At 73.2% G+C, this 22,823-nt stretch carries 20 protein-coding genes; 8 read left to right on the forward strand and 12 right to left on the reverse strand.

All coding sequences use genetic code 11. The features are described 5' to 3' along the window. The first annotated feature begins 146 nt into the window (after nucleotides 1-146). Nucleotides 147-1,367 (forward strand): histidine kinase, encoded by a 1,221-nt coding sequence (locus AB0E77_RS19060; protein ID WP_361571928.1) that lies wholly within the window; start codon nucleotides 147-149, stop codon nucleotides 1,365-1,367. Continuing rightward, nucleotides 1,364-2,029 (forward strand): response regulator transcription factor, encoded by a 666-nt coding sequence (locus AB0E77_RS19065; protein ID WP_361571931.1) that lies wholly within the window; start codon nucleotides 1,364-1,366, stop codon nucleotides 2,027-2,029. The genes AB0E77_RS19060 and AB0E77_RS19065 overlap by 4 nt, the downstream gene beginning before the upstream one ends. Here the strand turns inward: AB0E77_RS19065 and AB0E77_RS19070 are convergent. The 7 genes from AB0E77_RS19070 to AB0E77_RS19100 all read right to left on the reverse strand — a co-directional run bounded on the left by AB0E77_RS19070 (nucleotide 1,990) and on the right by AB0E77_RS19100 (nucleotide 8,908). Then, a complete protein-coding gene (locus tag AB0E77_RS19070) occupies nucleotides 1,990-2,274 on the reverse strand; it encodes a DUF6332 family protein (RefSeq protein ID WP_361571933.1) in 285 nt (94 codons plus the stop codon). The genes AB0E77_RS19065 and AB0E77_RS19070 overlap by 40 nt on opposite strands. Nucleotides 2,275-2,326: 52 nt before the next feature. Beyond that, the gene (locus AB0E77_RS19075) at nucleotides 2,327-3,067 is read right to left on the reverse strand and encodes a maleylpyruvate isomerase family mycothiol-dependent enzyme (RefSeq protein ID WP_361571935.1); all 741 of its coding nucleotides are present in this window, start codon (nucleotides 3,065-3,067) and stop codon (nucleotides 2,327-2,329) included. A 60-nt stretch (nucleotides 3,068-3,127) separates the two neighbouring features. Next, a complete protein-coding gene (locus tag AB0E77_RS19080; protein ID WP_361571938.1) occupies nucleotides 3,128-4,303 on the reverse strand; it encodes an MFS transporter in 1,176 nt (391 codons plus the stop codon). Nucleotides 4,304-4,446: 143 nt separating this feature from the next. Continuing rightward, complete coding sequence (locus AB0E77_RS19085; RefSeq protein ID WP_361571941.1) at nucleotides 4,447-5,826, reverse strand: GH1 family beta-glucosidase; 1,380 nt, start codon at nucleotides 5,824-5,826, stop codon at nucleotides 4,447-4,449. Between the two features lie 29 nt (nucleotides 5,827-5,855). Then, nucleotides 5,856-6,683 (reverse strand): carbohydrate ABC transporter permease, encoded by an 828-nt coding sequence (locus AB0E77_RS19090; protein ID WP_361571944.1) that lies wholly within the window; start codon nucleotides 6,681-6,683, stop codon nucleotides 5,856-5,858. 5 nt (nucleotides 6,684-6,688) lie between these two features. Beyond that, nucleotides 6,689-7,639, reverse strand: a complete 951-nt coding sequence (locus AB0E77_RS19095; protein ID WP_361571947.1) for a sugar ABC transporter permease — start codon at nucleotides 7,637-7,639, stop codon at nucleotides 6,689-6,691. 12 nt (nucleotides 7,640-7,651) lie between these two features. After that, entirely contained in the window at nucleotides 7,652-8,908 is a 1,257-nt protein-coding gene (locus tag AB0E77_RS19100) for a sugar ABC transporter substrate-binding protein (RefSeq protein ID WP_361572144.1), read from the reverse strand. A gap of 283 nt (nucleotides 8,909-9,191) precedes the next feature. Between AB0E77_RS19100 and yicI the strand changes: the two genes are divergently transcribed. Continuing rightward, nucleotides 9,192-11,462, forward strand: a complete 2,271-nt coding sequence (gene yicI / locus AB0E77_RS19105) for an alpha-xylosidase (protein WP_361571950.1) — start codon at nucleotides 9,192-9,194, stop codon at nucleotides 11,460-11,462. Between the two features lie 7 nt (nucleotides 11,463-11,469). Here the strand turns inward: yicI and AB0E77_RS19110 are convergent, their stop codons facing one another. From AB0E77_RS19110 to AB0E77_RS19120, 3 genes are all read right to left on the reverse strand, one after another. After that, a complete protein-coding gene (locus AB0E77_RS19110) occupies nucleotides 11,470-12,672 on the reverse strand; it encodes a cysteine desulfurase-like protein (RefSeq protein WP_361571952.1) in 1,203 nt (400 codons plus the stop codon). 102 nt (nucleotides 12,673-12,774) lie between these two features. Further along, the gene (locus AB0E77_RS19115) at nucleotides 12,775-13,836 is read right to left on the reverse strand and encodes an ABC transporter permease (RefSeq protein WP_361571954.1); all 1,062 of its coding nucleotides are present in this window, start codon (nucleotides 13,834-13,836) and stop codon (nucleotides 12,775-12,777) included. Between the two features lie 200 nt (nucleotides 13,837-14,036). Beyond that, on the reverse strand, nucleotides 14,037-14,627 hold the full coding sequence (locus AB0E77_RS19120) for a DNA starvation/stationary phase protection protein (RefSeq protein WP_361571957.1): 591 nt from the start codon (nucleotides 14,625-14,627) through the stop codon (nucleotides 14,037-14,039). Nucleotides 14,628-14,894: 267 nt separating this feature from the next. On the opposite strand from AB0E77_RS19120, the gene AB0E77_RS19125 reads away from it, so the two are divergent. From AB0E77_RS19125 to AB0E77_RS19140, 4 genes are all read left to right on the forward strand, one after another. Beyond that, on the forward strand, nucleotides 14,895-16,010 hold the full coding sequence (locus AB0E77_RS19125) for a Gfo/Idh/MocA family oxidoreductase (RefSeq protein ID WP_361571960.1): 1,116 nt from the start codon (nucleotides 14,895-14,897) through the stop codon (nucleotides 16,008-16,010). After that, a complete protein-coding gene (locus AB0E77_RS19130) occupies nucleotides 16,007-16,936 on the forward strand; it encodes a PmoA family protein (protein WP_361571963.1) in 930 nt (309 codons plus the stop codon). The genes AB0E77_RS19125 and AB0E77_RS19130 overlap by 4 nt, the downstream gene beginning before the upstream one ends. A gap of 161 nt (nucleotides 16,937-17,097) precedes the next feature. After that, nucleotides 17,098-17,550: a phospholipase gene (locus tag AB0E77_RS19135; protein WP_361571966.1), complete on the forward strand. Its 453-nt coding sequence runs from the start codon at nucleotides 17,098-17,100 to the stop codon at nucleotides 17,548-17,550. Nucleotides 17,551-17,736: 186 nt separating this feature from the next. Continuing rightward, the gene (locus AB0E77_RS19140) at nucleotides 17,737-18,390 is read left to right on the forward strand and encodes an SRPBCC family protein (RefSeq protein WP_361571969.1); all 654 of its coding nucleotides are present in this window, start codon (nucleotides 17,737-17,739) and stop codon (nucleotides 18,388-18,390) included. Here the strand turns inward: AB0E77_RS19140 and AB0E77_RS19145 are convergent. Next, a complete protein-coding gene (locus tag AB0E77_RS19145) occupies nucleotides 18,351-19,034 on the reverse strand; it encodes a phosphatase PAP2 family protein (protein ID WP_361571972.1) in 684 nt (227 codons plus the stop codon). The genes AB0E77_RS19140 and AB0E77_RS19145 overlap by 40 nt on opposite strands. Nucleotides 19,035-19,327: 293 nt before the next feature. Then, nucleotides 19,328-21,592, reverse strand: coding sequence for a heavy metal translocating P-type ATPase (locus AB0E77_RS19150; RefSeq protein WP_361571975.1), 2,265 nt, complete (start codon nucleotides 21,590-21,592; stop codon nucleotides 19,328-19,330). Between the two features lie 220 nt (nucleotides 21,593-21,812). Between AB0E77_RS19150 and AB0E77_RS19155 the strand changes: the two genes are divergently transcribed. Beyond that, on the forward strand, nucleotides 21,813-22,787 hold the full coding sequence (locus AB0E77_RS19155; protein ID WP_361572147.1) for a hypothetical protein: 975 nt from the start codon (nucleotides 21,813-21,815) through the stop codon (nucleotides 22,785-22,787). Nucleotides 22,788-22,823: the final 36 nt, after the last annotated feature.

Raw genomic sequence — 22,823 nt, forward strand, 5'->3', positions numbered from 1 at the left:
GCCGGGCCCCGCGAGTCCCGGCCGGCACTCACACCGGGCACCCCGCCAACGCCGGGCCGCCCCCGGCCCGTACTCCCCCGGGAGTACGCGCCACCACCACGCACAGGTGACGCCCCCCACCGCCCCCGACGTCTAGCGTGGCCCGCATGGACGGACAGCACGACGGCCCCCCATGGCGCAGGCACCGGACCGACGAGCCGCACCACCCCCGCCTGCCCTGGCTCTCCACCGGGCTGATCACGGCGTTCGTACTGGGCGGCTCGACCTTCGCCGCCCACGCCCAGCAGGGCGAACGGACCGCGCTCGACCCCGCGGGCCGCGCCCTGCTGCTCGTCACCTGCCTCGCCCTGCTGGCCCGCCGGCGCCACCCCGTGGCCGTCGTGTGCGGCACGGCCGCCGGCACCCTGGCCTACCTCGGCGCCGGATATCCGTACGGGCCGGTCTTCCTCGCCGTCGCCGTGGCCTGCTTCAGCGCCGTCGTCGCCGGCCACCGCCGGGCCGCCTGGAGCGCGATGGCCGCGCTGTGGGCCGGGCACGTCCTGCTGGCCCACTGGCTCTACCGGTGGCTCCCGCCGTCCGGGGACTCGGCCGAGCCCTGGGGGCAGGAGCTGGTCATCGCCGCCTGGGTGGTGGCTATCGTCGCCCTGTCGGAGCTGGCCCGCACCCGGCGCGAGCAGTGGGCGCGGGAGCGGGCCGAACGGGCCCAGGCCGCCAGGCGGCGCGCGGACGAGGAGCGGCTGCGGATCGCCCGCGAACTGCACGACGTCCTCGCCCACAGCATCTCCGTCATCAACGTGCAGGCGGGCGTCGGTCTCGCCCTCCTGGACAGTGACCCCGAGCAGGCCCGTACCGCGCTCACCACCATCAAGGACCAGAGCAGGGAGGCGCTCGGCGAGGTCCGTCAGGTCCTCCACACCCTCCGCGCGCCCGGGGACGCGCCGCGCGCGCCGGCTCCCGGCCTGGACCGGCTGCCGGAGCTGGTGGACCAGGCGGCGGGCGCGGGCCTCACCGTGGAGGTCGAGGGGAAGCCGCCGCGCCTGCCGCCGGCCACCGACCTCGCCGCGTTCCGGATCGTCCAGGAGGCCCTCACCAACGTCGTCCGGCACTCGGGCTCGCGCCGCGCTCGTGTCCGCCTCGCCCGGGACGGCGGCGCGCTGCTGCTGCGCATCGACGACGACGGGCCCGCGACCGGCGCCGACGCCGGCGGCAGCGGCAACGGGCTGGCCGGGATGCGGGAGCGGGCGGCCGCACTCGGTGGCACCATCGAGGCGGGCCCGCGCCCCGACGGCGGCTTCCGGGTGCTCGCGTCCCTGCCGCTCACCGTGCGGCACGCCGAGGAGTCCGAGGAGGAGGTGGAGGACCGGTGATCCGCGTCCTGCTCGCCGACGACCAGTCACTGGTCCGGGCGGGCTTTTGCGCCCTGCTGGACGCCCAGCCGGACATCGAGGTGGCCGGTGAGGCCGCCGACGGCGAGGAGGCGGTGCGCGCGATCCGTGAACTGCGCCCGGACGTCGTCCTGATGGACATCCGCATGCCCGTCCTCGACGGCCTGGCGGCCACCCGCCGGGTCACCCGGGAGGAGGCGCTGAGGGACGTGAAGGTGGTCATGCTCACCACCTTCGAGCTGGACGAGTACGTCTTCGAGGCCATCCGCTCGGGCGCCTCCGGGTTCCTGGTCAAGGACACCGAGCCCGACGAACTGCTGCGCGCCGTGCGGGCGGTGGTCGCCGGGGACGCGCTGCTCTCACCGGGGGTGACCCGCCGCCTGATCGCCGAGTTCGCGGCGCGGTCCAAGGAACCGGCCGCCGCCGAAGAGCTGTCCCGGCTCACCGAGCGGGAACGGGAGGTGATGGCCCTGGTCGGCATCGGCCTGTCCAACGAGGAGATCGCCCGCCGCCTGGTCGTCAGCCCTCTCACGGCCAAGACCCACGTGAGCCGCACCATGGTGAAGCTGGGCGCCCGGGACCGCGCCCAACTCGTGGTCCTGGCCTACGAGTCGGGGCTGGTCCGGCCGGGGTGGCTGGGCTGATCCCCGCGTCCGAACCGGACCAGCACGCTCACCACCCGGGCGACGAACACCACGACGGCCAGCACCGTGGCCGTGCCGACCAGTCCGCCCCGCACCCCGGCCGGCAGCCCGAAGACACAGGCAGGCCCCGCCAGGGCCCCGAACAGTACCGCCGCCGCGAACGCCGCGCTGCACAGCGCGTATCCGATCTCGACGGTCATCGCATCACGCTCGCCCTGCGTGCGGCGTCCCCCGTTGCTGGTCATGCCGGCAGTCTGCGGTCCCGCGTCCGCCGCGGCAAGCGCGGGCCTGCGCCGCTCAGCTCCAGGTGACGGCCGACTTCTCGCGCCACAGTTCGGCGAGGGATCGGTCGCCGGCCACCTCCGGGAACGGCCGGCGGTTCCACAGCGCCGCGTACAACGCCGCCGCGGGACCGGTCAGTTCGCAGTCTGCGGTGCCGGCGTCGGTGTGGTCCGTCACGGGCGGCTCGGCCGACAGCCGTACGGTCCACACCGCACCGGGGACGTCCGTCGCCCGTATCCGCAGTGTGCGGGGGTCCTGGGTGCGCACGGCGCTCCTGGGACGGGCGTGCATGCCGCACAGCAGCTCGTCGACGCCGTCCACGGCGAAGTCCGTGCGGATGCCGGAGGGGGCTCCGCCCCGGGCCGACTCGGCGTCGAGCCGGTGCACGGTCGTCTCGTGCGCCTGCCGCCGGGCCCAGAACGCCAGCGGCGACGGTGCCGGCAGGAAGTGCCAGCAGCGCACGTCGGCAGGTGCGGTGGCGAGGGCGGCGACGAGGGACTCGTGACCCTCGCGGAACCAGGCCACGAGCTCGTCGCCGTCCAGGTCGGGCAGGCCGCCGTCGGGGTGGTACGACGTGTGGCCCTCGGTGACGAACGCGGTGGCCCAGCGGTGCACCATCCCGGTGTGCCGCAGCAGGTCCCGCACCTGCCAGCCGGGGCAGGTCGGCACGTCGGCGCCGGCCCCCGCCTTCTCGGCGGCGGACGCCAGCAGCCCGCCCTCCCGGTCCAGTGTCTCGACGAACGCGGTGATCTCCATGGCGGAGAGTGTGCACGACGAAGCGCGCTCCCGGGGAGGCCGGTAGCGGCTGCCGTGCGGTCAGGGGGAGGCCGCCGCGCGCCGGGTACCGATCGTGATGAGCACCGCCACGCCCGCCAGTACCGCGACGCTGGTGAGAGCCGCCGGCAGCGAGAACCAGTCGGCCATGAAGCCGATCGCGGGCGGCCCGAGCAGCATGCCGCCGTAGCCCAGCGTGGACGCGGTCGCCACGCCACCGGGGCCGCCCAGCCCGCCGGCCCGTTCCACCGCGACGGGGAAGAGGTTGGCGAGCCCGAGGCCGGTGACCGCGAAGCCGAACAGCGCCGCCCACACGGAGGGCGCGAACGAGCCGAGCAGCATCCCGGCCACGGCGAGGACGCCGCCGGCCACCAGCGTGGGCGTCCGGCCGAGGCGCTCCAGCAGCGTGGTGCCGGTCAGCCGGCCCACGGTCATGGCGAGCGCGAAGCAGGAGTACCCGGCCGCCGCCAGGCCCGGAGAGGCGTCGAGGTCCTGTTCCAGATGCAGGGCGCCCCAGTCGGCCATGGCCCCTTCGCCGTACGCCGTGCACAGCGCGATCAGGCCGAAGGTGAGGACCAGGCGACGCGTCCGGCCGTCGAGCCGGCGCGGGGCGCCGTCGTCCTGGCGGGGCGTCTGGCCGGGCGGGACGGCGGGCTCGCAGCGCAGCAGGGCACGGCCCGCGACCAGGGTGACCAGCAGGCCGATCACGGTGAGGCCGAGCAGATGCCGGGTGGGCGACAGCGACCCGGCGACGAGTCCGCCGAGCCCGGCGCCGGCCATGCCGCCGAGGCTGAACGCGGCGTGGAAGCTCGGCATGATCGGCCGCCGCAGCACGCTCACCAGGTCGACGGCGGCACTGTTGAAGGCGACGTTGATCCCGCCGTACGCGCTGCCGAAGACCAGCAGGACGGTACCGAGGGCGAGCGCGGAGTGGGTCAGCGGGGGCAGCGCGATGCTGAGGCAGAGCAGGACCGCGCAGGCGACGGTGACGGGATGGCTGCCGTAGCGGCGGCACAGCCGGCCGGTGAGGGTCATGGTGATCACGGCGCCGGCCGAGACACCGAGGAGCGCCATCCCGAGCGCGCCGGTGGACGCGCCGGTCTGATCCTTGATGGCGGGGATCCGCACGACCCAGCCCGCGAAGACGAAGCCGTCGAGGGCGAAGAAGGCGGTCAGGGCCGTACGGAGGCGGGTGAGGTCGTCGCGGGGACCCGGCACGACGCTGTGCGATCGGGTTTTGTTTATTTGCGGCACAAAACCAGGCTAGGCGGGGGACCGGGGGAGCGGCAAGGCCGTGTCCCCGTCCGCCGCCCGTCCGCTGTCCGCCGGTCCCCCTCCCTCCCCTCCCCTCCCTGTCCGCCTCACCCGCGGTGTGCGGCGATCACCCTCCGGTACCAGTGGTAGCTGTCCTTGGGCGTCCGCTCCTGCGTGTCGTAGTCGACCCGCACGATGCCGAAGCGCTTGTCGTAGCCGTGCGCCCACTCGAAGTTGTCCAGCAGCGACCACACGTAGTACCCGCGCACGTCCACCCCGGCGTCGATCGCCGCCCGCAGCGCGGTGAGGTGGTCGCGCAGATAGGCGACCCGGTCGGTGTCGTGCACCGCGCCGTCGGCGGCGACCGTGTCGTCCTCCGCCGAGCCGTTCTCCGTGATGTGGACCGGCGGGAGAGCGTCGCCGTACCGCTCCTTCAGCCCGACCAGCAGCCCGGTGAAGCTGTCCGGGACGACCGGCCAGTTCATCGCCGTGTGCCGCACGCCGGGGAGCCGTACCTCCTCGTAGCGGTTGTCCGTCGCCACGCGCAGCGCCGGGTCGCTCTCGCGGTGGGGGGAGTCGGCGACCACGATCGGCCGGTAGTAGTTGATGCCGAGGAAGTCCAGCGGGCGGGAGATCAGCTCCAGGTCGCCGTCCCGCCGGAAGTCCGCCCCGGTGATCAGCTCGCCCCAGGTCTCCTCCTCGGCGGCCGGGTAGCGGCCCGCGAGGATCGGCTCGGTCCACACCAGGTTGTGCTGCGTGTCCGCGCGGAGCACCGCCGCCAGGTCGGCGGGGGAGCCGGAGGCGGGCAGGTTGCGGTCCAGGTTGAGCGTGATGCCGACCTCGCGCACCCCGGCGGCACGCAGGGTCTCGACGGCCAGTCCGTGGCCGACCAGGAGGTGGTGGGCGGCGGCCAGCGCACCCCGGCCCTCCTGGGCGCCGGGGGCGTGCCGGCCGATCGAGTAACCGAGGAAGGAGCTGCACCACGGCTCGTTGAGCGTGATCCAGCGCGGCACCCGGTCGCCCAGGTGCCCGGCGACCACCGCGGTGTACTCCGCGAACCGCTCCGCCGTCTCCCGCACCCGCCAGCCGCCCCGGTCCTCCAGCGCCTGGGGCAGGTCCCAGTGGTAAAGGGTGGCGGCCGGTTCGATGCCCGCCGCCAGCAGTTCGTCCACCAGGCGGGAGTAGAAGTCGAGGCCCTTGGGGTTCACCGGGCCCGAGCCCTCGGGCACGATGCGCGGCCAGGCGACCGAGAAGCGGTACGAGTCCACGCCCAGGCCGCGCAGGAGCGCCACGTCCTCCCGGTAGCGGTGGTAGTGGTCGCAGGCCACGTCACCGGTGTCGCCGTTCGCCGTCAGACCGGGGGTGTGGCTGTAGGTGTCCCAGATCGACGGGCCGCGGCCGTCCTCCCGCGCCGCGCCCTCGATCTGGTACGAGGCGGTCGCGGCGCCGAAGACGAAGCCGGGCGGGAAGCGGGGAAGGTCGCTCATGCGGGGGAGCCCCTCTGCTGGTGCGGTGGTCACTTGACGGAGCCGCCGGTGATCCCGGCGGCGATGTACTTCTGGGCGAGGACGAGCAGGACCGCCGCCGGCACGGCGGACAGCACGGACGCGGCCATCACCGAGCCCCAGTCGCCGACGTGCGCGCCGATGTACTGGTAGATGCCCAGGGTGATGGGCTTGACGTCGTCCGTCGTGTTCAGGGTGAGCGCGAACATGAAGTCGCTCCACGAGAACAGGAACGCGAACAGACCCGAGGTGATCAGCGAGTTGCGGCTCATCGGCAGCACCACCCGCAGGAACGTCCGCACCGGTCCGGCGCCGTCGATCTGCGCGGCCTCGATCACCTCGCCCGGGATCGACACCATGAAGGACCGCATCAGCACGATGGAGAACGGGATGCCGAGCGAGGCGTCCGCCAGCATCAGGCCGAAGTACGAGTTGACCAGGCCCAGGTCCACATAGGAGTTGTAGAGCGCGTTGGCGATGACGATGCCCGGCACCATCTGGGTGATCAGCGTGCCGAACACGATGGTGCGCGAGCCGCGCAGCCCGAACCGCGCCAGCCCGTAGGCCGCGGGCGCCGCGATCGCCAGGCAGATGACGACCGCGCCGAGCGAGACGGCCAGCGAGGTCAGCAGGTGCCCGCCCTGGTCGCCGATCGCCTTGGAGAAGCCGGACAGGTCCAGGCCGCCCGGCACCGGGTCGACCCGGAGCAGGCCCGCGTCGGGCTGGAGCGCGGTGTTGAGCATCCAGTACAGCGGGAAGAGCATCACGCACAGGACGATCACGCCGGCGACGGTGGAACCCCAGCGGCGCCGGGAGGCGGGGGGCATGCGGGAGGCCATGGACGTCACTTCCCCTCGGTGCGGTTGGCCCGCAGATAGAACACCGCGAACACGGCGGAGATCAGGATGAGCACGTTGCCGACGACGGCGCCCGCGCCGAAGTCCAGCTGGACGAAAGAGTTCTGGTAGGTCAGCGTGCCGAGCGTCTGGGTGGCGTCGGCCGGGCCGCCGTCGGTCAGGGCGAGGATCAGGTCGAGGATCTTGACCGTCGACATGAAGCCCAGCACGAGCACCACCGTGACGACCGGCTTGAGCATCGGCAGGGTCACAGAGCGGAAGGTCCGCCACGCGGAGGCGCCGTCCAGGGCGGCCGCCTCGTGCAGTTCCTTCGGGATCTCCTGGAGACCGCCGTACAGGATGACCATGTTGAACGGGATGCCGATCCAGATGTTGACCAGGACGACCGACAGCAGCGCCATGTGCGGACTGGTCAGCCAGGGGGTGTGGCCCCCGATGCCGAGGGTGTCCAGGAACGAGTTCAGCACGCCGGTGTCCTGGTCGAGGATGCGCCGCCAGACGATGCCGGACACCACCATGGGCACCAGCCAGGGCAGCAGGATCAGCGAGCGCAGCACCCCGCCCAGCGGGAAGCGGCGGCTGAAGAACACCGCGAGCGCGAGGCCGATGCAGAACTGCCCGAGGAGCGAGCCGGCGGTGAAGACGAGCGTGTGCCACAGCGCCTTGCCGAACAGGGCGTCCCGGAACACCTGGGACCAGTTGTCGGCGCCGTTGAAGGGTGCCTCACCGGTGAAGAAGGTCTTCGGCGTGTAGTCCTGGAAGCTCATCACGACGTTGCGGACGAGCGGGTAGCCGAAGAACAGCAGCATGAAGACGACGGCGGGGGCGACGAACCCCCACTGCGCGAGCCTGCGCCGGCGCCCGGCCCGGGCCGGGTCCGGCACGGTCGCTCCGGGCGTCTCGGCGGGTGCCTGCGCGGTGACGGTGGACGTGGTCATGGTGGCGCTCCCTCAGTTCCCGCTCGTGGCCCGCTGCTGGGCGCGCTTCAGGGCCGCCTCGCTGGACTGGCCGGTCAGGGCGGACTGGAAGGCGCTCTGCAGGGCGAGCGACACGCTCGACCAGCCCGCGCCGAGCTTCGCCGTCCGGGACCGGGCGACGGCCACCTGGTCGGCGAGGGATTCCAGCTCGGGCACCTTCTCGCGCCAGAGGGCGGCGGCCTTCGCGTTCGCCGGGACCATCCAGCTGTTGAGGGCGTAGGTGAGCTGCTCCTGTTCGCTCGCCAGACAGGCGACGATCTTCCCGGCCGTCCTCTCCCGCGCCTCGTCACCGGTGTCGGGCACGGTGAGCACCGCGCCGCCGAGCGGGCCGACCGAGTCGTCGCCGGCCTCGGGCACCGGGATCGGCGCGATGCCCCAGTGCAGGGACTCGTCGCCGTTGAGGGTCTCCACCTGCCACGGACCGTTGATCATCATCGCCGCGTTGCCGGCCATGAACTGGTCGTTGACGTCCGCCTGGGTCCAGTTGACGGTCGACTTGGAGAGCGAGCCGTCCTTCAGCAGGCCCTTCCAGTAGTCGAGAGCCTCGACGACCTCCGGGCCGTCCAGGTCGGTCTCGTCGCCGCCGTTGGACCACATGAACGGCGTGAACTGGAAGACGCCGTCCTCCGCGCCGCCCGCGCTGAGCGCCAGGCCGTACTGCTTCCCGCGGGTGAGTTTCTTCGCGGTCTCGCGCAACTCGGCCCAGGTGGTGGGGACCTCGACGCCCGCCCGGTCGAGGGCGTCCTTGTCGTAGAAGAGGGCGAGCGTGTTCACGGAGCGGGCGGCCCCGTAGTACGTGCCCTCGTACGAGCCGAAGTCGACGATGCCCTCGGGAATGCCGTCGGTGCTCAGCCCGAGGCTCCTGAGGTCGACCAGGCCGCCGGCGTCGGCGAAGGCCGGCATCTCGGACGCGTCGAACTGCACGATGTCGGGCAGCGACCTGGACGACGCCATGCGCAGCGCCTTCGTCATCACCTGCGCCGCGGGGACGCTCTGCTGCTGGACGGTGACCCCGAGCCGTTCGCCGCAGCGGGCCATCGCCTCCGCGTCCCAGCGGTGGTACGACTCGTCGGTCGAGGAGTTCATCACGGTGTACACGTCCGCGTCGCGCTGCTGCCCGCAGCCGGTCAGCGCCGTCGCCCCGACCAGGACGGAGACGGCGGCGAGCGGGACGGTGGCTCTGCGTGAGCGTTCGCGCCCGCGATGCGCGGAGTTGAAGCGCTTCGACATCATGCGGCCCTTGCTGTCGTACGATCCGGCTTCCTTGCCGGACGGTTTTGTTTGGTGTGATGACTAATACGTCAGGGGTGGGGTGCGGCGCTAGAGGCAAGCGGCATCCATCTCATTCTCCCGCCCCGTGAGAGCCTCGCTCTTTTCGGTGATCATGCCTGTTCAGAGCCATGTTTACCGAGAGAGGGCCTGTGCTCCGGGGTGTGTTCTGTGTACGATCACACTGCTGTGGGACGGCCTTCGCGCACCCACTCGACCGCTCCCGCCCCACCCAAGGAAGATCATGAAGTTCACCGACGGCTTCTGGCTCATCCGCGAGGGCGTGCACATCTCGTACGCCACCGAGGTACGTGCTGTACGCCAAGAATCGAAGCGCTTCACCGCCCATGCCGCCGTGAAGAAGGTGACGCGGCGGGGCGACACGCTCAACGCCCCGCTCCTCACGGTCGAGTGCTTCTCTCCCGCCGAGGGCGTCATCGGCGTGCGGGTCACCCACCACGCCGGCAAGCACCGGCCGGGCCCCGACTTCGCCCTCACGGGCACCCCGGACGGCGCCGGCCAGGTGCGGAGGGACGGCACCGTCACCGAACTGACCAGCGGCCCGCTCACCCTGCGCCTGGACGGCGAGGGCCCCTTCGGCCTGACCTTCCACGACGCCGACGGACGCGAACTGACCCGCGCCGACGCCAAGAGCACCGCCTTCGCCACCACCGGCGACGGCGCCCACCACATGCTGGGCCGGCTCGCGCTCGGCGTCGGCGAGCAGATCTACGGCCTGGGCGAGCGTTTCACCCCGTTCGTGAAGAACGGCCAGGTCGTCGACGTCTGGCAGGCCGACGGCGGCACCAGCAGCGAGCAGGCGTACAAGAACATCCCGTTCTACCTCTCCTCACGCGGCTACGGCGTCTTCGTCAACCACCCCGGCGCCGTCTCCTTCGAGGTCGGCTCGGAGTCCGTCGGACAGGTCCAGTTCAGCGTCGAGGACCAGACCCTGGAGTACTACGTCGTCGCCGGGCCCACCCCCAAGGACGTCCTCACCCGCTACACCGCCCTCACCGGCCGCCCGGCCCTGCCGCCCGCCTGGTCCTTCGGCCTGTGGCTCACCACGTCCTTCACCACCTCCTACGACGAGCGGACGGTCACCTCCTTCGTCGACGGCATGGCCGAGCGGGGCATCCCCCTGAGCGTCTTCCACTTCGACTGCTTCTGGATGCGCGAGTACCAGTGGTGCGACTTCCAATGGGACCCGGAGGTCTTCCCCGACCCGGAGGGGATGCTCGCCCGGCTCAAGGCCAAGGGGCTGAAGGTCAGCGTCTGGATCAACCCCTACATCGCCCAGAAGTCCCCGCTCTTCGAGGAGGCCGCCGCCCTCGGACACCTGGTGCGCCGGCCCAACGGCGACATCTGGCAGTGGGACCTGTGGCAGGCCGGGATGGGCCTGGTCGACTTCACCAGCCCGGCCGCCCGCGACTGGTTCGCCGGCAAGCTCAAGCCGCTGCTCGACCAGGGCGTGGACTGCTTCAAGACCGACTTCGGCGAACGCGTCCCCACCGACGTCGTCTGGCAGGACGGTTCCGACCCGGAGCGGATGCACAACTACTACACCCATCTGTTCAACCGGACCGTCTTCGAACTCCTCGAGAAGGAACGCGGCCAGGGCGAGGCCGTCCTCTTCGCCCGCTCGGCGACCGCGGGCGGCCAGCAGTACCCCGTCCACTGGGGCGGCGACTGCTGGTCCTCCTTCGAGGCGATGGCCGAGTCCCTCCGGGGCGGCCTGTCCCTGTCGCTGAGCGGCTTCGGCTTCTGGAGCCACGACATCGGCGGCTTCGAGGGCACGCCCGACCCGGCGGTCTTCAAGCGCTGGCTCGCCTTCGGCCTGCTCTCCTCGCACAGCCGCCTGCACGGCTCCTCGTCGTACCGGGTGCCGTGGGAGTTCGGCGACGACGCGGTCGACGTGGCCCGCCGCTTCACCCTGCTCAAGCACCGCCTGATGCCCTATCTCTACGGTGCCGCCGCCGAGGCCCACCGCACCGGCGTGCCCGTGATGCGGCCCATGGTCCTGGAGTTCCCGCACGATCCCGGGTGCCGCCCGCTGGACCGTCAGTACATGCTCGGACCCGACCTCCTGGTCGCCCCGGTCTTCACCGAGGACGGCGAGGTCGAGGTCTACCTCCCTGAGGGCACCTGGACGCACCTGCTGTCCGGCGAGCGCGTCACCGGCCCGGCGTGGCGCACCGAGCGGCACGGCTACGACAGCCTCCCGCTGTACGTCCGCGAGGGCGCCGTACTGCCGCTGGCCTCCGACGAACGGCGCCCCGACGGCGACTGGCTGGACGCCCCGGTCCTCCTGGCGCACCCCACCGCCGCGCCCGACTACGCCGCCGAGGTCACCGTGCCCGACCTGCTGGGCGCACCCGCCGCGACCTTCCGCGTCCGGCGCGACGGCGACCTCCTGCGCGTCACCGCGAACGGCACCGGCCGTCCGTTCACGGTGCGCGTCGCGGGCGGGGAGAGCGCCCGGGGCAGCGGTGAGGTGAGCGTGCCGCTGGGGTGAGCGCCCGTCAGCGGGGGAGGCCCTCCAGCGCCGTCAGCAGCCGGTCCACGTCGTCCGCGCTGCTGTACGGTGCGAGCCCCACCCGGACGCCGCCCCCGTCGCCCAGACCGAGGTGCCGGGAGGCCTCCAGCGCGTAGAAGGACCCGGCGGGGGCGTCGATCCCGCGCTCGGCCAGCAGGCGGTAGACCTCGGCCGGGGTCAGGCCCGCCACGGTGAACAGCAGGGTCGGCGTGCGCCGCGCGGCCCGCGAGTACACGGTGACCCCGTCGAGCGCGGCCAGCCCCCGCTCGATGCGGCCGCGCAGGGCGTCCTCGTGGGTCTCCAGCGCCGCGAAGGACGCGATCAGCCGCTCCCGCCGGCCGCCCCGCGCTCCCGGCGCCAGGTCCGCGAGGAAGTCCACCGCGGCACGGGCGCCGGCCAGCAGCTCGTACGGCAGCGTGCCCAGTTCGAACCGCTCCGGGACGGCGTCGCTGGAGGGCAGCAGCTTGTCCGGGTCCAGGGTCTCCAGGAACTCGGGCCGGGCAGCCAGCACGCCGAGGTGCGGGCCGAGGAACTTGTACGGCGCGCACACCAGCGTGTCCGCGCCGAGCGCGTCCATGTCGACGACGGCGTGTGAGGCGTAGTGCACCGCGTCGACGTGGAGCAGTGCCCCCACGCCGTGTGCCAGGCGGGCGACGGCCGGCAGGTCGGGCACGGTGCCGATGAGGTTGGACGCCGCCGTGACCGCGACCAGCCGCGTGCGCGGGGACAGCACGGCCTCGACGCTCTCGAGGGGCAGCTCCCCGGTGACCGGGTCGAAGTCGGCCCACCGCACGATCGCGCCGACCGCCCGGGCCGCCTGCGCCCACGGCCGGATGTTGGCGTCGTGATCGAGGCGCGTGACGACCACCTCGTCGCCCGGCGCCCACGTCTTGGCGAGCGTCCGGGACAGGTCGTACGTGAGCTGGGTGGCGCTGCGGCCGAAGACGACGCCCCGCGGATCGGCGGCCAGCAGGTCGCCCAGCGCGGCGCGGGCCCCCGTGACGATGCGGTCGGCGTTGCGCTCGCCCTCGGTGGTCCGGCCCCGGTTGGCCAGCGGAGCGGCCAGTGCCTCGGCGACGGCGTCGATGACGGGCTGCGGGGTCTGGGTGCCGCCAGGGGCGTCGAAGCGGGCGGTGCCGGACTTGAGGGCGGGTATCTGCGCGCGGATCGCGTCGATGTCGAGGGCCATGTGCACTCCAACCGAAGGCGGGGTCTCCCGCGTCATGATCGCAGCAGTGCCGCGAGCGGAACAGATCGCGGGGCGAGGGCGGGCACGGTTACGGACACCGGGTCAGGACTCGGCGTGCGCCGGACGCTTGTCGCGCCCGCCGGGGTGGCGGTGCCGCCAGGTCCAGAACACCGCGCAGGAAAGGAGCGCCCACCCGCCCAGCACCAGGTACGGGAACAGGTGCTGGTAGCCCTGGAAGTACACGGCCGTGTGCTGGGCGTTGACCGACCCGCCCGGCGGCAGCCACCGGCCGATCTCGCCCAGCGGGGACGGCAGCAGCGGCCAGGACACCGCGCCGCCGGACGACGGGTTGCCGAGCAGGACCATCAGACCCCAGGTCGGCAGCATCGCCCAGCGCCCGAACAGGGTGTTGAACATGGTGAACACCATGCCGGACGCGAACAGGGTGAGCGCCAGGATCATCCACGACTGGGCGAACGGCAGGTCGAGCGCGCCCAGCAGCCAGTCCACGGTGGCGGCGATGGCGAACCCGCCGAGCAGCGCGTAGGCCATCGTGAAGAGGATGCGCTCGAACGGGGTCAGGGACCGTGCGTGCACGCTGAGCTGGATCGCACCCACGAAGCCGATGATCACGGCGGCGAGGGAGATGTAGAAGATCGCGAGGCCGCGCGGGTCTCCCTCCTGGAGGGGATTGACGTCCCGCACGGTGACCGTCACCCCGGTCTCCTTCCCCACCGCCGGAGCCGCCTGCTCCAGCACCTCGGCGACCGAGGCGCCCGACGCGCTGGACAGGTCGAGCACCGCCGTACGCCCGTTGTCGTGCAGCTCGAAGATCGCGAAGACCTCCTGTTCCTCGATCGCCTCGCGAGCCTCGGCGGTGCTGTCGTAGGGGTGCACCCGCACCGAGGCGTTGAGCGCCTTCTCCAGGCCGTCGAGGAAGGCCTTGCCGCGCCCCTGGCCGTACGAGCCGACGACGGCCGTGGGCAGTGAGTGCGGCGTCGGGTCCGCCATGGAGTAGGTGTACGAGCCCGCGAAGAGTCCGGCCGCCGCGGCGAGGATGAGCACCAGCACGGTGGCCGGCCAGAACGGCGACTGCCGGAACGTGGACCACTTCTGGCCGCGCGTCGGCGGCTGGGCGTGGGCGCCGTGGTGATCTGGGGACATGTGGGCCATAACGGGACACTTTCACGGCCGGGGTGAAAGGGCATCAAGGGTGCTTCGTGCGGGCGCGCGGAGAGCGGGGCGCCGGGCGGGCGCGTGGGGGCGGGGTGGCCGGCGGCGACGGGGCCGGCCCCGGGCGGTGGGCGTCCGGGGCCGGACTGCCCTGTCTGACCGGGCGGGCGCGCGAGACGCGCCGCCCCCGGTCAGACGTGCACGAGGGGAGTGTCGACGAGGTGCTCCGCCAGGAACCAGGCCTGCAGCTCGTTGGTCCGCACGACCTCGGAGACCAGCAGGTCGTTCGTGCCGTCGTCCCCGAGGTCCTGGGTGCGGGCCGCGGCGTCGTGGCACTCGGTGAGGATCAGCTCGTGCGCCTCGAGCAGCCGCGAGAGCATCGCCGGCACCTCTTCCACGCCGTCCGGCGGGCGCGGCACCGTGGTGATCTCCGCGACGTGCCGGGGGTCGCCGATCGCCACTCCGCCGAGCGTCTGGACGCGCTCCGCGATCGTGTCGATCAGCTCCAGCTGCTCCCCGGCGTGCTTGTCGAGCAGCAGGTGAAGTTGGTAGAACGTCGGGCCGCGCATCAGCCAGTGGTACTTCTTGTACAGGTCGTGCAGGATGCGCGTGTCCGCCAGGACCTTGTTGAGCCGCTGACACGAGTAGAGGCGGGTGTCCATGGAGAGGGCCACCGGGAACTGCTTGACGGTGCCGAACTCCTGAATGGTCCGGCCCCTCTGGTGCAGCCAGGGCTGGCTGCCGTCGGACCCTGGTTGTGCCGACGGCTTCGGGGTGTTCACGCCTGAACTCCTTCCGGAGAAAAGCTGAAGAGTCCGCACCGGCGTGGTGCGACCGGCTCGCCCCCTGCGACAGTCGACCAGCCGCGCGCCGCTCCCGCAAACGCTGGGAGCCGAGCCGGTCGTCGCTCCGCGGTGCGCGCCGAGGGGCTTGTCCGGTGCTTCCCCCACGATCTAGGGTCTGCCGTGGTGCAAGCGCTTTCTACAGGTCCCCGGGGCACACCGGACGACCGGAGCGCGGGCCGTCCGTCACCGTCCCAGGAGGACCGCATGTCCCCACGTCCCGCCCGTCGCCGCGTCGCCGTGGTCGGCACGGGTGCCGTCGTCGCCGACGGCCACCTGCCGGCGCTCGCGGCCCACGCCGGCCGCGTGGAGCTGGTCGCCGCCGTCGACGTGGACCCCGCCCGGCTGGACGCCTTCCGCGAGAGCGCGGGCGGCGACGTCGCCGGCTACACCTCGACGGGCGCCATGCTGGACGCCGTACGTCCCGACCTGGTGCTCATCGGCACGCCGCCGTCCCTGCACCGGGAGCAGACGGTGGCCGCGCTCAAAGCCGGTGCCTGGGTGCTCTGCGAGAAGCCGCTGTGCCTCTCCCTCGCCGAGTACGACGACATCGCGGCGGCGGAGGAGGCGTCCGGGGCGTACGCGTCCGTGATCTTCCAGCACCGGTACGGATCCGGCGCCGCGCACGCCCGGGAGCTGATCGCGAGCGGCGCGCTCGGCGCACCGCTGGTCGCCCACTGCCAGACCACCTGGCACCGCGACACCGCCTACTACGCGGCGCCGTGGCGCGGGCGCTGGGCCACCGAGGGCGGCGGCCCGACCATGGGGCACGGCATCCATCAGTACGACCTGCTGCTGCACCTGCTCGGGCCCTGGCAGGAGATCCGGGCCATGGCCGCGCGCCTGGTCCACGACACCGAGAGCGAGGACGTCTCCACGGCGCTGGTCCGGTTCGCCGGCGGCACTCTCGCCACCGTCGTCAACAGCGTGCTGTCCCCGGACGAGGTGAGCCGCGTCCGCGTCGACTGCGCCGACGCGACCGTGGAGCTCTCCCACCTGTACGGACACCGCAACGACGACTGGACGTACACCCCGGCCCGGCACGTCGACCCCGCCCGCGCCGCCGCGTGGCGCACCCCGGCGGCGGACGTCCCCAGCTCCCACACGGCCCAGCTCGGCGCCCTGCTGGACGCCTGGGACGCGGGCACCCGGCCGCCCGGCAGCGGTCCCGAGGCCCGCGACACGCTGGAGTTCGCGGCGGCCCTGTACAAGGCGGCGTTCACGGGGCGGCCGGTGCTGCGGGGCGAGATCGTCCCCGGCGACCCCTTCCACGCGGCCATGCACGGCGGCCACCCCGGCTGGGCCCCCGAGGGGCGGGCATGAGCACCCTGAGCGTCAGCCACGCCCACGGCGACCACATCGCCGTCACGGCGGCGAACGGCACCGAGATCCTCCGTTACGTCTACCGCCCCGACCCCGATCCCTTCGAGTCCCGCAAGCCCTACGCCCATCCCGTGCGCACCCTCGCCGGGCACACGGTCACCGGCTACCGGCCGAACGACCACCGCTGGCACAAGGGCGTGCAGATGACGGCGAGTCACCTGAGCGGCCAGAACTTCTGGGGCGGCAACTCCTACGTGCACGGCCGGGGCTATCTGCCCCTGCCCGAGCGCATCGGCTCCCAACGGCACGACGGCTTCGCGGACCTCAGGGCCGGCGACGACCGGCTCGACGTCACGGAACACCTGACCTGGGTCGAGAACGGGGGTGCCGAGTGGGCCCGGGAGGAACGCGGGCTCGCCGTCCACTCGGTCGACGAGGCGGCCGGTGCCTGGAGCCTGGACTGGTCGATCCGCCTCACCAACATCCGTGCCGAACCGCTGGTGTTCGGCTCGCCGACCACCGCGGGCCGGCAGATGGCCGGCTACACCGGCCTCCAGTGGCGCGGGCCCCGCGACTTCACCGGCGGCACGGTCTTCGCCCCGGACACCGGGGCCGGCGCCGGGGAGCTGATGGGCACGCGGGGCCCGTGGCTCGCCTTCACCGCCGAGCGCGACGGCAGCGACGGCCACTCCACGCTGGTCTTCGCGCACGCGCCGGAGAACCTGGACGAGCGGAGTGCGATCCACCCCTCGCACTGGTTCGTGCGGGCCACGCCGGTGCCGACGGTCGCCTTCTCCTGGGCGTTCTTCGAGGAGTTCGCGCTGCCGCCCGGGGAGTCCTTCGCCTACCGCTACCGCCTGGTGATCGCCGACGGGGCCTGGGACGCGGACCGGGTCGGCGCCCGGCTGGAAGGTCTGCCGTGGTGAACGCCGTGGAGCCGTACCCGGGCCGTGCCTCGACGTGGTCTCCGTCCAAGAGTTAACGACCCGTTAGGGCGACGCAGGTGTGAAGGGGTGGCCGGGGTGCGCATCATCTTGTCATGAACCTGCGGCCCGAGAGGCGGGTCGCAGCCTCATGGAGGTGTGGGATGCACCGCAGACTCGCCACCGGACTCGCCGCCTCGGCACTGGCCATGACCACCGTCTTCGCCACCGCCGCGACCGCCGACGCCGCTCCCGCCGACAAACCCCAGGTACTCGCGAGCTGGACCCAGACCAGCGCATCGAGCTACAACGCCTGGACCGCCGCACGGGCCAACCAGTCCGCCTGGTCCGCGTACGGATTCGACTGGACGACCGACTACTGCTCGACCTCTCCCGACAACCCGTTCGGCTTCCCCTTCAGCACCTCCTGCGCACGGCACGACTTCGGTTACCGCAACTACAAGGCCGCGGGCACCTTCAGCGCGAACAAGTCCCGCCTCGACAGCGCCTTCTACGAGGACCTCAAGCGCGTCTGCGCCGGCTACGGCGGCGCCACGAAGACCGCCTGCAACAGCACGGCGTGGACGTACTACCAGGCGGTGAAGGCGTTCGGCTGACGGACGCGTCCCGGACACGGGCAGACCATCAGCTGGTGCCCGCCCGGGCACCAGCTGACAGGCTGGGCGCGTGCACGCCTTCGGCGTGCGCGCGGCCCCCGTGCGCCGCGGGCGCCCCGGACCGCTCGCCGACGACGCGGACGGCCCCGGGGCCGGTCGGCGAGTCCGTTCAGGAGGAGTTCACCCGTGATCGATGTGACGCACCAGATCGACTCCGTGCGCCGGCAGGTCGGCAGGCGTGCCTACAAGGCGGGTGAGGCCCGGGTCCTCACGGTGGGCCGGACCTTCGACACCCCGCTCGACGACCTGTGGGCGGCCTGCACGGACCCCGACCGCATCCCGCAGTGGTTCCTCCCCGTCTCCGGGGATCTGCGCCTCGGCGGGCACTACCAGCTGGAGGGGAACGCGGGCGGCACGATCGAGAGCTGCGAGCCGCCCAGGAGCTTCGCCGCCACCTGGGAGTACGGCGAGGAGGTCAGCTGGATCGAGCTGCGGCTGACGCCCGCCGAGGGCGGCACCCGCTTCGAGCTGGAGTACCTCGTCCACGTCGACGACGAACGATGGGCCCGGTTCGGTCCGGGCGCGACCGGCATCGGCTGGGACCTGATGCTCGTCGGCCTCACCCTGTACCTGTCGAGCGGCGGCACCCCCGTGGACCCCCAGGAGGTCGCGGCCTGGTCGGCCTCGGAGGCGGGGCGGCGGTTCGTGCTCTCCAGCGGCGAGGCCTGGTACGGGGCCGACGTGGCGAGCGGCACCGATCCCGCGTCGGCGCGCGCGAGGGCGGAGCGGACCGCCGCCTTCTACACGGGTGAGGAGGGGGCGGGCGGCGGCGCCGAGTAGACCGTCCGCAGGCCGGGCACCGGAGCGGCGGCGGCCACGGCCAGCGCGGTGGCGGCCCCGGCGACTCCGAGTACGGCGCCCGCCACCACGTCGCCCGGATAGTGCACCCCCGTGTGGACGCGTGAGTACCCGACGGCGGTCGCCAGCGCACCGAGCGGCGCGGCGGCGGCCGGCAGGACCACGCCGACCGCCGTGGCGAAGGCGACCGCCGACGCCGTGTGGCCGGACGGGAACGACGCCGACGCGGGCATGGGCACGTACCGGTCGACCGTCACGCGGGCCGCCTCGCGGTCGGGCCGGGGCCTGCGCACCAGACGTTTGCCGAGGAGGTTGGCGGCCGCGGAGGTCACGGCCACCGCGCCGACGCCGACGAGCGCCGCGCTGCGGGCCCGTGCTCCGCCGAGCGCCAGGGCGGCGGCGATGCCGAGCGAGATCTTCGCATGGTCGGCCGCGTGGGACAGCCGCCGCATGGACCGGTCCAGCGTGGGCGTGTGCGTGGCGGCCACCGCCGCGTACAGCGCACCGTCCACGGCCCGCAGCTCGCCGAGCACGTCGGCGGGGGCACGGCGAGGGGAACGCGCCGGGCCCGCGTCCGGTGCGAGCGGACCGCCGGTGTCCCCGTCGGCGTCGGTGGGTTCGGTCATGGGCTCCTGCTCCGTGGGGTGGTGTGCTCCGTGGGGTGGTGCGTCCGGCACGGCCGGGGACAGGACGGGGGAGGGGGCAGGGCGGGGTGAGGCCGGGGGCTCACCGTCCCGTCCACTCGTCCGGTGCGGCCCGTCCGCTGGACCAGCCTCGTCCGTCCGCCGCCGCACGGCTCCCCGGTGGGGCCCGTCCGGGCGAGGGCGCACGGTCCCCGACGCGGGAACGGGCGGGGGGCGATCCTTGTGGGCCGCCCCCGCCCCGCCTCGTGTGCCGGCCCGCCTCGTGTGCCGGCCCGTCAGTCCGCGGCCCGGAATCCGCGCAGCCGCAGGCTGTTGCCGACGACGAAGACGGAGGAGAAGGCCATGGCCGCCCCGGCGAGCATCGGGTTGAGCAGTCCGGCCGCGGCGAGGGGGAGTGCGGCGACGTTGTAGGCGAAGGCCCAGAAGAGGTTGGACCTGATGGTTCCGAGGGTCCTGCGGGCCAGCCGGATGGCGTCGGCGGCGGCCCGCAGATCGCCCCGCACGAGGGTCAGGTCACCGGCCTCGATGGCGGCGTCCGTCCCGGTGCCCATGGCCAGCCCCAGGTCGGCCTGGGCGAGCGCGGCGGCGTCGTTGACCCCGTCCCCGACCATCGCGACCGAACGGCCCTCGCTCTGGAGGCGCTTGACGACGTCCACCTTGTCCTGCGGCATGACCTCCGCGACGACGTGCTCCGCGTCGATGCCGACCTCGCGGGCTACGGAAGCGGCGACGGCCCGGTTGTCGCCGGTCAGCAGCACGGGGGTGAGGCCGAGGGCCCGCAGCCGGGTGACGGCCTCGGCGCTGGTGTCCTTGACCGCGTCGGCGACTTCGAGGACCGCCCTGGCCTCTCCGTCCCAGGCCACGGCGATCGCGGTGCGGCCGGCCCTCTCCGCGTCGGCCTTGGCGCGGGCCAGGTCCGCCGGAAGGCTCATGGCCCACTCGGCGAGCAGCCGCTCGCGGCCGACGAGGACGGCGTGGCCGTCGACGACGCCCTGCACACCGAGTCCGGCGACGCCTGCGAAGTCCTCGGGCGTCGGCAGGGTGCCCCGCCGCTCCAGGGCGCCGTCGGCGACGGCGCGGGCGATCGGGTGCTCGGAGGAGTGCTCCAGCGCGCCCGCAAGGCGCAGCACCTCCGACTCCTCGGTGCCGGTGGCGGTGTGCACGGCGAGCAGGGTCATGCGGCCGGTGGTGACGGTGCCGGTCTTGTCCAGGACGACGGTGTCGGCCCTGCGGGTGGACTCCAGGACCTCGGGGCCCTTGATGAGGATGCCGAGCTGGGCGCCGCGCCCGGTGCCGACCATCAGCGCGGTCGGCGTGGCGAGGCCCAGGGCACAGGGGCAGGCGATGATCAGGACGGCGACGGCGGCGGTGAACGCGGCGGTCGGTCCCGCGCCGTTGCCGATCCAGAAGCCGAGCGTGGCCAGCGCCAGCGCGATGACGACCGGGACGAAGACCCCGGAGATGCGGTCGGCGAGCCGCTGGGCGGCGGCCTTGCCGTTCTGCGCGTCCTCGACCAGCTTCGCCATCCGCGCGAGCTGGGTGTCGGCACCGACGCGCGTGGCCTCGACCACGAGCCGGCCGCCCGCGTTCAGGGTGGCCCCGGTGACGCCGTCGCCCACGCCGACCTCGACCGGCACCGACTCGCCGGTGAGCATCGACGCGTCCACGGCCGAGGCGCCCTCCACGACGGTGCCGTCGGTGGCGATCTTCTCGCCGGGACGGACCAGGAAGCGGTCGCCCACCGACAGCTCCGCCGTGGGAACGGTTCGCTCGGTGCCGTCGGCGCCCAGCACGGTGACGTCCTTGGCCCCCAGCTCCAGCAGGGCCTTCAGCGCGGCACCGGCCTTGCGCTTGGAGCGGGCCTCGAACCAGCGGCCGGCCAGGATGAACGCGGTCACCCCGGCGGCGGCCTCCAGATAGATGTTCCCGGAACCGTCGCCGCGCGCGATGGTCAGCTCGAAGGGGTGCGTCATGCCGGGTGTGCCCGCGGTGCCGAGGAACAGCGCCCACAGAGACCACAGGAACGCCGCCGAGGTGCCGACCGAGATCAGCGTGTCCATGGTCGCCGCACCGTGCCGGGCGTTGGTGAACGCGGCCCGGTGGAACGGCCAGGCGGCGTAGGTGACCACGGGCGCCGCCAGCGTCAGCGACAGCCACTGCCAGTACTCGAACTGCAGCGCCGGCACCATCGCCATCGCGATGACCGGGACGGCCAGCAGCACCGCGGTCACCAGCCGCTGCCGCAGCGGTCGCAGCTCGTCGGGCGCCTCGTCCCCTTCCGTGCCCGGCGCGGGCCCGTCCCGCACCGGTTCGGGCTCGCGGGCCGTGTAGCCGGTCGCCTCGACCGTGGCGATCAGCTCCGGCACGGACACCCCGTCCGTGAAGCTGACCCTGGCCTTCTCCGTCGCGTAGTTGACGGTCGCGGTCACCCCGTCCATCCGGTTCAGCTTCTTCTCGATCCGCGCGGCGCACGAGGCACAGGTCATCCCGCCGATGGCGAGCTCCACCTCGGTGGGCGCACTGGTCGTACTGCTGGTCATGGCTGCTCCTGACGTGGGGTCGTCGCCGCCGGTACGGGTCGTGGACGCGGGGCCCGGGGCGTGTCCGTCGGAGCTCATGTATACCCCTAGGGGGTATCGGATGCAAGCCTCGGTCATGGCTTGACTATGTACCCCCTGGGGGTATGGTGAAGTGCAAGGAGAGGCGCCCACGGCATCCGGGCGCCCGGGAACCGAGGAGACGACCGCCATGGGCACGGGACTGAGCACCGGACTGAGGATCACCGCGTTCACCGCGGCACTGGCGGCGACCTTCGGGGCGGCGTACGGCGTCGGTCAGGTCGTCGACCCGGTCGTCGACGAGGCTCCGCCGGCCGCCCACGAGGAACATCCGGACGGGCCGTCGGCGGACCCGGGCGGCGGCGACGGTCACGCCGGCCACGAGAGCGAGCCGGCCGGCGGGCTGCAGATCTCCGAGAACGGCTACACGCTCGACCTCGCCACCCCGCGCGTCACCGCCGGCCGGCACGCCGAGCTGCGCTTCACCGTCCGCGACGACGAGGGCAGGGCCGTCACCGCGTACCAGCGCGAGCACGACAAGGAACTCCACCTCATCGTCGCCTCACGCGACCTGGCCACCTTCCGCCATCTGCACCCCACCCGCGCCGCCGACGGCACCTGGAGCACCCCCGTCGACCTGCCCCGCGCCGGCGGCTACCGCGTCTTCGCCGACTTCACCCCGGCCGGGAAGGGCGCGGAGAACCTCACCCTCGGCGCGGACCTCGCGGCCGGCGGTTCCTACGACCCCGAGGCCCTGCCCGCGGCCCACAACACCGCGCGCACCGACGGCTACCGGGTCGAACTCGCCGGCTCCCTGAGCCCCGGCAAGGCGGAGGAGCTGAAGCTGAAGGTCTCCCGCGACGGCGCCCCCGTCACCGACCTCCAGCCCTACCTCGGCGCCTACGGCCACCTCGTCGCCCTGCGCTCCGGGGACCTCGCCTACCTGCACGTCCACCCGAACGGTGAACCCGGCGACGGCACCACGAAGCCCGGCCCGGAGATCTCCTTCACGGCCACCGCGCCCAGCACCGGCACCTACCGGCTCTTCCTGGACTTCCGGCACGAGGGCAAGGTCCACACCGCGGCGTTCACCGTGCGGGCCGGATCGGCGCCCGCCGAGCAGGAGACGGCGCCCCCCGCCACGCCGGAGCACACCGGCGACGGCCACACGCACTGACGGGCCGCACCGGTGCCGTCAGCGGTCCGCACGCCG

Source organism: Streptomyces sp. NPDC032940, from assembly GCF_040636935.1.
Classification (GTDB): Bacteria; Actinomycetota; Actinomycetes; order Streptomycetales; family Streptomycetaceae; genus Streptomyces.

Coding starts and splice junctions, on each gene's coding strand:
- AB0E77_RS19090 (WP_361571944.1), bottom strand. CDS start 6,683: ATGGCCTCCCGCATGCCCCCCGCCTCCCGGCGCCGCTGGGGTTCCACC.
- AB0E77_RS19085 (WP_361571941.1), bottom strand. CDS start 5,826: ATGAGCGACCTTCCCCGCTTCCCGCCCGGCTTCGTCTTCGGCGCCGCG.
- AB0E77_RS19130 (WP_361571963.1), top strand. CDS start 16,007: ATGAGCACCCTGAGCGTCAGCCACGCCCACGGCGACCACATCGCCGTC.
- AB0E77_RS19075 (WP_361571935.1), bottom strand. CDS start 3,067: ATGGAGATCACCGCGTTCGTCGAGACACTGGACCGGGAGGGCGGGCTG.
- AB0E77_RS19135 (WP_361571966.1), top strand. CDS start 17,098: ATGCACCGCAGACTCGCCACCGGACTCGCCGCCTCGGCACTGGCCATG.
- AB0E77_RS19125 (WP_361571960.1), top strand. CDS start 14,895: ATGTCCCCACGTCCCGCCCGTCGCCGCGTCGCCGTGGTCGGCACGGGT.
- AB0E77_RS19060 (WP_361571928.1), top strand. CDS start 147: ATGGACGGACAGCACGACGGCCCCCCATGGCGCAGGCACCGGACCGAC.
- AB0E77_RS19145 (WP_361571972.1), bottom strand. CDS start 19,034: ATGACCGAACCCACCGACGCCGACGGGGACACCGGCGGTCCGCTCGCA.
- AB0E77_RS19115 (WP_361571954.1), bottom strand. CDS start 13,836: ATGTCCCCAGATCACCACGGCGCCCACGCCCAGCCGCCGACGCGCGGC.
- AB0E77_RS19070 (WP_361571933.1), bottom strand. CDS start 2,274: ATGACCAGCAACGGGGGACGCCGCACGCAGGGCGAGCGTGATGCGATG.
- AB0E77_RS19110 (WP_361571952.1), bottom strand. CDS start 12,672: ATGGCCCTCGACATCGACGCGATCCGCGCGCAGATACCCGCCCTCAAG.
- AB0E77_RS19095 (WP_361571947.1), bottom strand. CDS start 7,639: ATGACCACGTCCACCGTCACCGCGCAGGCACCCGCCGAGACGCCCGGA.
- AB0E77_RS19100 (WP_361572144.1), bottom strand. CDS start 8,908: ATGTCGAAGCGCTTCAACTCCGCGCATCGCGGGCGCGAACGCTCACGC.
- yicI (WP_361571950.1), top strand. CDS start 9,192: ATGAAGTTCACCGACGGCTTCTGGCTCATCCGCGAGGGCGTGCACATC.
- AB0E77_RS19150 (WP_361571975.1), bottom strand. CDS start 21,592: ATGACCAGCAGTACGACCAGTGCGCCCACCGAGGTGGAGCTCGCCATC.